General features: G+C 44.6%; 12 protein-coding genes and 1 pseudogene. 6 read left to right on the top strand and 7 right to left on the bottom strand.

Features of this window, described 5'->3' with window-relative positions; all coding sequences use genetic code 11:
* The 4 genes and pseudogenes from AB4484_RS08285 to AB4484_RS08270 form a co-directional block, all read right to left on the bottom strand.
* Positions 1-173 (bottom strand): annotated as a pseudogene (locus tag AB4484_RS08285) (flagellin B); the annotation flags it as partial.
* A gap of 297 nt (positions 174-470) precedes the next feature.
* Positions 471-1,604, bottom strand: a complete 1,134-nt coding sequence (locus tag AB4484_RS08280) for a flagellin (protein ID WP_372077480.1) — start codon at positions 1,602-1,604, stop codon at positions 471-473.
* Positions 1,605-1,725: 121 nt separating this feature from the next.
* On the bottom strand, positions 1,726-2,649 hold the full coding sequence (locus AB4484_RS08275; protein WP_050644972.1) for a Dyp-type peroxidase: 924 nt from the start codon (positions 2,647-2,649) through the stop codon (positions 1,726-1,728).
* A 66-nt stretch (positions 2,650-2,715) separates the two neighbouring features.
* Positions 2,716-3,177 carry a DUF2919 domain-containing protein gene (locus AB4484_RS08270; protein ID WP_372077477.1) on the bottom strand — a complete coding sequence of 154 codons (462 nt, stop codon included), beginning with the start codon at positions 3,175-3,177 and terminating at the stop codon, positions 2,716-2,718.
* Between the two features lie 109 nt (positions 3,178-3,286).
* On the opposite strand from AB4484_RS08270, the gene AB4484_RS08265 reads away from it, so the two are divergent.
* Positions 3,287-3,631 (top strand): DUF2956 domain-containing protein, encoded by a 345-nt coding sequence (locus tag AB4484_RS08265; RefSeq protein WP_048612194.1) that lies wholly within the window; start codon positions 3,287-3,289, stop codon positions 3,629-3,631.
* A 12-nt stretch (positions 3,632-3,643) separates the two neighbouring features.
* Positions 3,644-3,976, top strand: a complete 333-nt coding sequence (locus AB4484_RS08260) for a DUF4156 domain-containing protein (protein ID WP_372077474.1) — start codon at positions 3,644-3,646, stop codon at positions 3,974-3,976.
* Positions 3,977-4,068: 92 nt separating this feature from the next.
* On the opposite strand, the gene AB4484_RS08255 is transcribed toward AB4484_RS08260, so the two are convergent.
* Positions 4,069-4,356, bottom strand: a complete 288-nt coding sequence (locus tag AB4484_RS08255; RefSeq protein WP_004734273.1) for a helix-turn-helix domain-containing protein — start codon at positions 4,354-4,356, stop codon at positions 4,069-4,071.
* Positions 4,357-4,561: 205 nt separating this feature from the next.
* On the opposite strand from AB4484_RS08255, the gene AB4484_RS08250 reads away from it, so the two are divergent.
* The 4 genes from AB4484_RS08250 to AB4484_RS08235 all read left to right on the top strand — a co-directional run bounded on the left by AB4484_RS08250 (position 4,562) and on the right by AB4484_RS08235 (position 7,082).
* Positions 4,562-4,909 carry an ArsC family reductase gene (locus tag AB4484_RS08250; protein WP_017060699.1) on the top strand — a complete coding sequence of 116 codons (348 nt, stop codon included), beginning with the start codon at positions 4,562-4,564 and terminating at the stop codon, positions 4,907-4,909.
* 98 nt (positions 4,910-5,007) lie between these two features.
* A complete protein-coding gene (gene dapE, locus AB4484_RS08245) occupies positions 5,008-6,144 on the top strand; it encodes a succinyl-diaminopimelate desuccinylase (RefSeq protein WP_048616137.1) in 1,137 nt (378 codons plus the stop codon).
* A gap of 45 nt (positions 6,145-6,189) precedes the next feature.
* The gene (locus tag AB4484_RS08240; protein WP_372077471.1) at positions 6,190-6,864 is read left to right on the top strand and encodes a M15 family metallopeptidase; all 675 of its coding nucleotides are present in this window, start codon (positions 6,190-6,192) and stop codon (positions 6,862-6,864) included.
* Between the two features lie 8 nt (positions 6,865-6,872).
* On the top strand, positions 6,873-7,082 hold the full coding sequence (locus tag AB4484_RS08235; RefSeq protein ID WP_372077469.1) for a DUF2897 family protein: 210 nt from the start codon (positions 6,873-6,875) through the stop codon (positions 7,080-7,082).
* A gap of 150 nt (positions 7,083-7,232) precedes the next feature.
* Here the strand turns inward: AB4484_RS08235 and bamC are convergent, their stop codons facing one another.
* Positions 7,233-8,279: an outer membrane protein assembly factor BamC gene (gene bamC, locus AB4484_RS08230; RefSeq protein ID WP_372077467.1), complete on the bottom strand. Its 1,047-nt coding sequence runs from the start codon at positions 8,277-8,279 to the stop codon at positions 7,233-7,235.
* A gap of 48 nt (positions 8,280-8,327) precedes the next feature.
* Positions 8,328-9,206: a 4-hydroxy-tetrahydrodipicolinate synthase gene (gene dapA, locus AB4484_RS08225; protein ID WP_050644965.1), complete on the bottom strand. Its 879-nt coding sequence runs from the start codon at positions 9,204-9,206 to the stop codon at positions 8,328-8,330.
* Positions 9,207-9,398: the final 192 nt, after the last annotated feature.

The raw sequence follows: 9,398 nt of genomic DNA, 5'->3' as shown, positions 1-9,398 counted from the left end.
CTTTGAACGTTCAAACGGTTCGAGATTTGTAGGCCCGCAGCGTCATCTTTTGCGCTGTTGATTTTTGAGCCTGAAGCTAGACGCTCCATTGATGTTTGTTGTGCGCTGTTTGCGTTGTTTAGGTAACGTTGCGCTGTCATCGCTGAAACGTTTGTATTTACATTCACTGCCATGGTGACTTCTCCAATTGATTTTCCGGTATAGCGGTTTCCGACGTCTCGGAAAACCAAGTAGTTATCTCTAAGTTACTTTTAATAACGGCGTGATTGGCGAAACCTTTAGGAAAAAAACAACAAAATTAAAGAAATAGCGGTAAAACAGAAGGAAGCGTGACTGGCAGTAAAATTATCGAAAAAAGATGAGAAAATCGCTAAAGTTGTCGGGAAGTCAGTCGAGTGGGGAGTTGTGTTTTTATTCGCCAAAAAGCACTGGCTAAGCTGAAATGCTTTTATAAGATTGTAGGTAATTCATTAACCTAATAACGTTAAAGCTAGATTCGGCGCTTGCTTGGCTTGAGCGAGTATCGTTGTGCTCACTTGCTGCAGTATTTGTTGCTTGAGCATTTGAGTGGTTTCTTTGGCGTAGTCGGTATCTTTGATGCGACTGTTTGATGTCGCCAAATTCTCATGAACGTTTTCAAGATTACTAATGGCATGATCAAAGCGGTTTTGCATTGCGCCTAATTCAGAGCGATGACTATCGACATACTTCATCGCCGTATCCAAAATAGAGATGGCACGCTGCGCGCCACCTACATCAGTGACATTGATGTCATCGACTGATTCGTAATAGCCCGCAGACATGGAAAGCTCACTGGCTAACGAACCTGAAAAAGAGATCGTGCCCGCGGTATCTTCACCAGACATATAAATCTGAAGCTGTCCGTCATCATTAACAGAAGCCGATACGAGATCCGTTTGACCATTAATGTAAGTCGCTAACTCTTCAATATCATCGCCCGCTTTCGCGTTGATGGTGATCTCTTGTGGCTGACCAAAACGATCAGTAAACGACATCGTCATATCATTCTGGTTTGATTTCACTTCCCATGAATCACTGGCCTTGCCATTCGCAACGTAGCTAAAGCCGCCCATGTTGATGTCATCAGTACGCATGCTTTTCAAACCAATCTGCACAGCTTCGCCCGAACTGCCGCCGATTTGAAACGAGGTGTGCCCAAAATTGCCGTTAAGGAGCTTTTTACCACCGAATGAGGTGGTTTCGGCAATTCGATTCAGCTCGTCATTTAAGGCGGTAACTTCTTCTTGAATAGCGATTCGTTCCGATGAACTATTCGAGCCGTTACTCGCTTGTAGGGATAAGTCTCGCATGCGCTGCATGATATTAGTGGTTTCATTCATGGCTCCTTCTGCAGTCTGCATAATGGAGATACCGTCGTTAGCATTTCGAACAGCAACATCAATGCCACTCATCTGTGCTTCTAATCGATTTGAGATCTGTAAGCCAGCCGCATCGTCTTTTGCACTATTAATACGGCTCCCTGAAGCTAAGCGCTCCAAAGATTGGTTCAGCATGTTATTAGCATTAGAGAGATTTCTCTGAGCCACTAACGCCGAGACATTCGTATTAACAGTGATAGCCATAGACCTTCGCTTACAAAAAGATGAATAAAACTCACGATTGCTCTTATATCGACCAGTTCATATAAAGCTTTAATAGAAAAGGAGCCCTGAGGCTCCCTTTCTTTGCTGCAAATGAGGTGATTTACTTAATCGTTAATGCACTCAACATGTCAGTTGAAGGTGCAAAGTAGTAAGCGCCAGTCACTGCTTTGGTAAAGCGAAGCAGTTGGTCTGTTTTGCCATCTGTTGCGCCGTACATGCTCTCTAACATCGCATCGAAGTTATGACGAACGTTACAGTAAGCAATGAACAATAAGCCGTGGTCGCCCGTAGCAGTACCGTAAGGTAGACTGTGGCGAACAATCTTAAGCCCCTTGCCTTCTTCTTTGATATCCACACGGCCAACGTGAGACGCCGCAGGAACATCATCTAACTCAATTGAATCAGGTTTAGTTCGGCCAATCACTTTCTCTTGTGCCGACACATTCAAGCGATTCCAAGCTGGCAGGTTGTGCACAAAACGCTGCACCATCACATAACTACCACCAGCGAATTCACCCTCAGGTACAATAGCGACTTCAGCACGTTGTGCGTCTTTCGGGTTTTCAGTGCCATCAACAAAGTCTGTCATGTCACGAGAGTCTAGGAAGCGGTAACCATAAGTTTCATCAACCACTTCAACATCAGCCGCTACTTCAGATAGCAATTTACGCAAGATAAAGAAGTGCAGATCATGTCGGTTTGAATGACAGTGAATCAGAACGTCAGACAGTGTGCTCGGCGCGGTGATATCACCTTCACCAAGCTCAGGGAAGTCAATCAAATCAGCGGGCGCTGCTTGCTCGAACTTATCCCAAAAAGCTTTTGAGAACGCAACCGATGCCGTTAAGTTCGCATCAGGTTGAGTTTGGTTTAGTTCGTCGATTAAACTCGGAAGCTTTTGAAGTTCCGCTAAAACATTAGCAGCGTTAGCATTCACTTTCAGTTGAACATAAAGAGCGAAAGGCCCAGCTTCTGGCAAGATAGCGCTTTGAATTTTAGGCTGCTCATTTGAGATGTTAAGCATAGATTAATCCTTTCATTTTTTAGCTTCTAAGTATAATTGGGAATGGGACAAATGTTTTGATGAGAATCAGTCTTCGTGCTCAACCACTTTAAAGCAGTCCCTAGCAGCATGGCTATTGGTAAGGTAAAGCGATAACCATAAAAGCAGCAATAAAGTAATGCCATTGGACCAGCGGAACCATCCATTATCCAAATAGATTAAATAAATCGTATGTGAGCTCTGCGCCAAGATAGCCGTCATGGTGACCCAACGCCCCCACGACACGACTTTATTGAGGCGTTTTCTATTTGGCGATCTTAGTCCAAATAGCCACATCAGTAGCAAACTAGGCACACTCAACGCGATCCCGACATAAAACATTTGATGATCTGGGTAGATAGTTTCAAGTATGTCAGTGCCCGACTCTCGGCTCGCTCCTGCGACAATGAAAACAACCAAAGCTTTCGCCAGAAACAGCCAACCTAACCATAATAGGATTGGGGCTTTTAAAAAGCCGTGCTTATCGTATTGTTCTATGGAGTACCGCACAAATCTCACTTTCAGTTATTTTCAAACCAACACTTTAACGCAAATCATTCATACTTAACTAGCTTTGCGTTATCTTAGTAGCCAATCCGTTTTAATTATCGAACTCAGTATGAAAAAGAAAACTAATACGCCGTCTGTTGAATCTCAACAAGAAGCACTGAAGATAGCCAAAGCGACTCAAAAGCCAGCTCAAACCAAAGAACAAACCAAGTTGATTGCTCAAGGTATCGAGAAAGGCATCGCACTGTACAAGAAACAGCAAAAAGAGCGCAGTCGCCAAGCCGACAAAGCAAAAAAGCGTGTACAGAAAGAGAAACAAACTCAACAGACTAATCAAGACCAAGAACAGAATGTCGACACGAGTGTTGAAACAACATCAAATCACGGCAGCAAATTACCGTGGCTACTACTGATCGCTAGCTGGATAGGCTTCGCGATTTATTTGATGAAATAACAGGGTAATCGTATGAAAAAGGAATTAATCGCTTTAGCTATGAGTGGTGCATTGCTAGGTTGCACGACACCAACATCAATACCTCATAGCGAAGCTGACAAAGTGCAAATGGATTACCACGGTGTGATTAATATCGAGCAATGCGAGTATAAAGGGGAAGTCACAGGCAGCGAAGGCCATTGGTACAGCTACCTGTTTTACCCGAATGACACATTGATTCAAGGCGCCATGAATGAACTCAAGTCGAATACTATTGAGCTAGGCGCAGATACCGTGATATTCACACTTCCCCAAGATTTTTCGACTTCCGTGACTATGTTGGGAACTGCCTATCTGTGTATGTAAATAGAAACGTAATGGGGTAGCGCACCGTTCACATTAGCGAGACGCTCCCTACTATTTCTATTCTAAAAAAAAGAAAGCCAGCTTTCGCTGGCTTATGCACTAAATCCAAGGCTTGTTGCTATATCGCCTTTACGCTGGATAACCCATTGACTGTCAAATGGCCCCCAGTCGGATAACTGGTAATAGCCATCATTATGACGTCGCCCATCTTGAACAAACATAAGTTCGATACCGATCCCCGGTAACGCCTTGAGTACATCTTGAATAGTACGACGAGGCCACCCCGTTTTTTCGATGAGTTTAGGCACATTTGGCCTATCAAGGCTTTCCACTAACAATGCTAAATATAGCCGCCTTGCAAAAACAGGACTCAACTCCATTGACACCTCCTATATATGTGCAGCTCAATTATTTCTTTTTTCGCTGACAACATGTTGAGGCTGATCAATAAGTCTCCAATAGTGACATTTTCTTACGCTTTTTTTTCACTCTATGAAATATTCATCACTCTATTTTGTCTGAGTTGCCGCTTCCTGATAGGATTCAACTCATAACAATGAAATAAAATCACTCAAAGGAAGAATAATGACTATCACCATGTTTGGTATCCCAAATTGCGACACCATTAAAAAAGCAAAGAAATGGCTCGAAGCTGAAGGTATCGAGTTCGAATTTCACGATTATCGCAAACAAGGCATCACAGAAGAGCTAGTAACAAGCTTCTGTTCTGAGCTAGGTTGGGAGCTTGTGCTAAACAAACGTGGTACGACTTATCGCCAACTTTCTCAAGAACAGAAAGATACCCTAACAGAAGAAAAAGCGGTGACTTTGCTTGTTGAACAACCTGCAATGATCAAGCGCCCAATCTTAAAAGTTGAGGGCAAACTTCACATCGGATTTAAAGCCGACCAATACGCGGCTATTTTTGCTTAGATCGTTGTATTGACATAGACAGACAACAGGACGTTGATCATTGAATCAGCGCCTAAAAATTAACGACTAGACGTTTTATTTAAACAAGGAATTCAAGGATGACAGATAGCCCAACTTTGGCTCTGGCAAAAGACCTAATCAGCCGTCAATCGGTAACACCAGAAGATGCAGGCTGCCAAGACCTTATGATTGAACGCTTAAAAGCACTCGGTTTTGAAATCGAAGTTATGGTATTTGAAGATACGACCAACTTCTGGGCTCGCCGTGGTACTGAAGCGCCCCTGTTTGCTTTTGCTGGTCACACTGATGTAGTGCCTGCTGGCCCAATCGAACAGTGGAATACAAAGCCATTCGAACCGACTATCGTAGACGGTTTCCTACATGGCCGTGGCGCTGCGGATATGAAAGGCTCTCTGGCTTCAATGATTGTTGCTGTCGAGCAGTTCATTGCCAAACACCCAGACCACACAGGCTCAATCGGTTTCTTGATCACTTCAGATGAAGAAGGCCCTTTCATCAACGGTACAGTACGTGTTGTTGAAGCTCTGATGGCACGCGGTGAAAATATCGATATGTGTATCGTTGGTGAACCATCGAGCACTGAGTTCGTGGGTGATGTCGTGAAGAACGGCCGTCGTGGCTCTATCACTGGCGACCTAACGATTAAAGGTACACAAGGCCATGTTGCCTACCCTCATCTAGCGAACAACCCGGTACACAGCTCTCTGCTTGCTATCAACGAGTTGGCAACGACTGAGTGGGACAAAGGTAATGATTACTTCCCACCAACCAGTTTCCAAATCCCAAATGTCAGCGCAGGTACGGGGGCTTCAAACGTCATTCCTGGTGAGTTTAATGTTCAGTTTAACCTGCGTTTTAGCACAGAGTTAAGCAACGACATCATCGTTGAACGAATCACAACGACGCTCGATAAGTACGACTTTGAATACGACCTGAAATGGACCTTCAATGGCGACCCGTTCTTAACAGACGCTGGTTCATTGCTTGATGCTATTGTCGATGCCGTCGGTCATGTAAATGATGTTAAGCCTGCACTGCTTACCACAGGTGGTACATCTGACGGTCGCTTTATTGCTCGCATGAAAGGGCAAGTGGTAGAACTAGGCCCTGTGAACGCTACCATTCACAAGGTTAACGAATGCGTGAAAGTGGCTGATTTAGAGAAGCTAACTGACATGTACGAAAGAACATTAGTGAACCTGTTTGCTAAATAGCCTTTCATCAGCGATTCATAGCATCTAATTATTGTGAGACACGTTATGACACCAGAGCAGCTAACCGGACAATCAGATTCTCATCTAGAACCTAGCCTCATTGGCAGCAAAACCTTCTTGGTTCACAGTGAGGTCAAAGATGACCTAAACAATTTGATTGAAGCTGCTCAACTCGCGGGTTTCAAAATGGAGATTGCCAGTGGCTTTCGCGACTACGCAAGGCAGTCTCTGATTTGGAACCGTAAGTTTTCTGGTGAAGCGCCAATATTGGATTCAGAGAGCCAACCACTTGATGCTTCAACACTCAGTGAACATCAGAAGTTGTCGGCAATCCTGAGATGGTCTGCCCTTCCTGGAGCGAGCCGTCACCATTGGGGTTGTGACTTTGATGTCTTTGCTCGAAACGACTTACCTGAAGGTATACAGCTGCAATTAGAGCCATGGGAATACCTTACTGGCCACCAGCAGGCATTTTACCAATGGCTATCTGTTCACGCTTCGCAATTTGGGTTCTTTTTCCCTTATAGCGAAGACCTCGGCGGTGTGGCGGTCGAACCATGGCATATCAGCCATCGTAAAGTATCGGAGTCGTGTTTATCACAGTTATCTCCGACTTTACTTGGCAAGCAACTCCAATCTAAGCCAATATTAGGGTATGAGATTATTATGGAGCAGCTAGACGAGATCTATGCACGCTTCGTAGCGAATATCAGTCATTAGGAGCGCTTATGTTGGAGTGGCTTACAAACCCTTGGGTTATCATCATCATCGTGGTTAGCGTTGTGGTGGGTAACATCGCAGCGCTCAAACAGACCGCCAATATGGATCTGACGGGTCATGGTAAAACTGAGCGAGACTTAGATAAGCTCAATCGCTTGGATAAACTTAACCAAGAGAAAGCTGAAAAAGAAGAATCCAAAGACAGTAAAGACGCATAGCCTTTTGCTTTGGCTAATCAGCTTGATTGACCAATATAGCCAGATGACAACGAATACAAAAAAAAAGAGGACACAGTGTGTCCTCTTTTTTATTTGCTTTTGCTAATCACAGAGCTAATTTAACTCAGCTCTGTGACGGCTTAAGTGCAACTACTCAGATTTCGCTTCTTTATCATCTTTGGTTTGGTCAGCAATATGCGCCAGTACCGGAACCATTGACTTAAGCAGCTCTTCTTCTACTGGCTTGCCTGATGCATCCGTTACGTTGATTGACGTACGGTTGCCAAGGTCACCAAATAGGAAGTTGTAAGTGCCTGGCGCTAAGTCGATAGGCTGTAGGCCAATTTCTTCCCAGAACTCATCATCTGGTGCTGCGTACTTCGCCTTCACCGTACCCTGAGATTGATTGCGTTCTTCAAGCTCAAAGCCCATTTCAGGCAACAAGCTAGGCAGACGCTGCCAGAATACATTGTATGGCGTACGAGCAATAATCACAGGGAAACCACTGCGGTCAGCACCCATTGAAATTGGGATGCGCTTCACCAACTCTTGCGCTTTCAGCTCCGCTTCAGCACGAAGGTTTTCATCGTACTTAGCCATAACTAGGTTAGTCAGGAACGCGTTGTAACGCTCTTTATTGGTTGCCGTTACTGGTTTCTCTTCAGTACCTTCACGCCAATCAATCAGGTTAATCTTGAAGCCATGACGGTTGTTTGCTTGAAAACGAGAGATAGAGTAGCGGCTGCCAATCTCTACGTCTTCATCTTCAGAAACCCAAGTTACCCAATCGGTCTCAATCTCATTCTCTGATTGCTCACGAATACCAATGCCACGTTGAGCCAGCATATCGACAGCCGTTTGCCACACGCGGTCAGCCTCTTCAGCACGAAGAAGCCATAGTGTCACTTCACCGTTTTGACGCTCAGCACGAGCCCCTGGGATCAGCTCAAGCACTTGTTGCGGTGGACGAATATCCACTTCACGACCTGTACCACCACTGAATTCACCGCTTGGGATGTCAAAGTTTGGGTAGAACTGAGGCTGAGCATCTTCAGGCAATTGCCATTGTGAAAACTCAGGTGTTTCTAAGTATTCGAAATCATCTTTGGCTTGGCGACGTTGAGTCGGGCTGCCAGAACATGCTGTAAGAACGAAAACAGCCAGTGACCCAATCACTAGCTGGTGAGAATACTTCATTTATACTCCTAAATGCCGAAGGTTTGCTTCGGCATCACTTCATACGTTTTAGTAAATGCACGCTTCAGTCATTGCTTGAGCAACAACAGGTTGAGCTGGCTCTGACAGTTCAGTCAGCGGTAGACGTAAGCCACCTTCAGCAATCAGACCCATTTTATGAACCGCCCATTTTACGGGAATAGGGTTAGACTCAACGAACAAATTCTTATGTAGAGGCATCAAACGCTCATTGATCGCTTCTGCTTCTTCAAACTTACCTTCTTTCGCTAGCTTGAACATGGTTGCCATATCAGCGGCTGCAACATTATTCGTTACAGAGATCACGCCATCGCCACCACGCTTAACAAATTCTAGACCTGTTAAGTCATCACCACTTAGTAAGATAAAGTCTTCGCCACAAAGTTCACGGTGAATTGCAATTCTGTCGAGATCACCCGTCGCATCTTTCAGTGCAACGATGTTTTCGATCTCAGCAAGGCGAGCAACCGTTTCTGGAAGCAAGTCTACAGCAGTACGACCAGGAACATTGTATAGGATTTGTGGAACGTCACTGACTTCAGCAATCGCTTTGTAGTGTTGGTACAAACCTTCTTGAGTCGGTTTGTTGTAGTAAGGCGTTACGCTCAGGCAACCAGCAATACCAGAACCATTCAACAAACGGCTGAATAGAACAGATTCATGAGTTGCATTTGCACCTGTACCAGCGATAACGGGAATACGACCATCAGCAAATTCAACGATCTTATTGACGACTTTGACATGCTCTTCAATAGTGAGTGTTGAAGACTCACCTGTTGTGCCAACCGCAACCAGACCATCACTACCTGCAGCAACATGGTGCTCAACTAACTTTTTAAGGCTGTCGAAATCCACTTCACCATCTGTATTAAATGGCGTAACTAGCGCAACGATACTTCCTGAAAACATGTCTATCTCCCTTAATTTATTCTTTTTGCATGTTACTGTAAGCCAATCAATAAACACAAGACATTAAAGTGGCTTACCGGCAACATCTGCATTAAATATTGTCGTATGTTTGAGGTAAAACGACTTCTAACGGTGTTCTACCTAGAATTTGGGTAACCTGCGCTCAATCTAGCGGATAGCACACCTCTGGAT

The sequence above is a fragment of the Vibrio sp. 10N.261.46.A3 genome, assembly GCF_041472995.1.
Lineage (GTDB): Bacteria > Pseudomonadota > Gammaproteobacteria > Enterobacterales > Vibrionaceae > Vibrio > Vibrio coralliirubri.
Note: the sequence above shows the minus strand (reverse complement) of the source record. Positions and strands in the feature narration are given on the sequence as shown.

Excerpts from the sequence above, each read along its gene's own strand:
- bamC (WP_372077467.1), bottom strand. The coding sequence starts at position 8,279 with ATGAAGTATTCTCACCAGCTAGTGATTGGGTCACTGGCTGTTTTCGTT.
- dapA (WP_050644965.1), bottom strand. The coding sequence starts at position 9,206 with ATGTTTTCAGGAAGTATCGTTGCGCTAGTTACGCCATTTAATACAGAT.
- AB4484_RS08265 (WP_048612194.1), top strand. The coding sequence starts at position 3,287 with ATGAAAAAGAAAACTAATACGCCGTCTGTTGAATCTCAACAAGAAGCA.
- AB4484_RS08255 (WP_004734273.1), bottom strand. The coding sequence starts at position 4,356 with ATGGAGTTGAGTCCTGTTTTTGCAAGGCGGCTATATTTAGCATTGTTA.
- dapE (WP_048616137.1), top strand. The coding sequence starts at position 5,008 with ATGACAGATAGCCCAACTTTGGCTCTGGCAAAAGACCTAATCAGCCGT.
- AB4484_RS08260 (WP_372077474.1), top strand. The coding sequence starts at position 3,644 with ATGAAAAAGGAATTAATCGCTTTAGCTATGAGTGGTGCATTGCTAGGT.
- AB4484_RS08250 (WP_017060699.1), top strand. The coding sequence starts at position 4,562 with ATGACTATCACCATGTTTGGTATCCCAAATTGCGACACCATTAAAAAA.
- AB4484_RS08240 (WP_372077471.1), top strand. The coding sequence starts at position 6,190 with ATGACACCAGAGCAGCTAACCGGACAATCAGATTCTCATCTAGAACCT.
- AB4484_RS08280 (WP_372077480.1), bottom strand. The coding sequence starts at position 1,604 with ATGGCTATCACTGTTAATACGAATGTCTCGGCGTTAGTGGCTCAGAGA.
- AB4484_RS08235 (WP_372077469.1), top strand. The coding sequence starts at position 6,873 with ATGTTGGAGTGGCTTACAAACCCTTGGGTTATCATCATCATCGTGGTT.
- AB4484_RS08275 (WP_050644972.1), bottom strand. The coding sequence starts at position 2,649 with ATGCTTAACATCTCAAATGAGCAGCCTAAAATTCAAAGCGCTATCTTG.